The organism is Bradyrhizobium pachyrhizi (assembly GCF_001189245.1).
Lineage (GTDB): Bacteria > Pseudomonadota > Alphaproteobacteria > Rhizobiales > Xanthobacteraceae > Bradyrhizobium > Bradyrhizobium pachyrhizi.
The window spans coordinates 1-291 of sequence record NZ_LFIQ01000074.1 but is presented as its reverse complement, the minus strand read 5'-3'; the positions used below and the strand labels follow the sequence as shown (position 1 = coordinate 291).

Annotated in this window: 1 pseudogene; it reads left to right on the top strand. The window is 66.3% G+C overall.

From position 1 onward, the window contains the following. Positions 1-162 (top strand): annotated as a pseudogene (locus tag AKL29_RS44855) (sugar ABC transporter ATP-binding protein); the annotation flags it as partial. Between the last annotated feature and the right edge of the window lie 129 nt (positions 163-291).

Here is a 291-nt window from a genome sequence, read left to right as displayed (position 1 = left end):
CTCGCCGACGAGGGCAAGGCGGTGGTGGTGATCTCGTCTTACCTGCCGGAGATTCTCGCCGTCTCCGACCGCATCCTGGTCGCCCGCACCGGCCGCATCGTCGCCGAGTTCGACGCGGCGGACGCGACGCAGGACAAGATCCTGTACGCCGCAGTGCATTGAGGGCGCAGTGGGTACGTCCTCGGCGTAGGGCGGATCAACGCAACGCGATCCGCCACCTTGCCACGCCTTCGACGGGCAAATCAGCAGCAACAAGTTCAGTGTCGTCCCGGCGCAGGCCGGGACCCATAA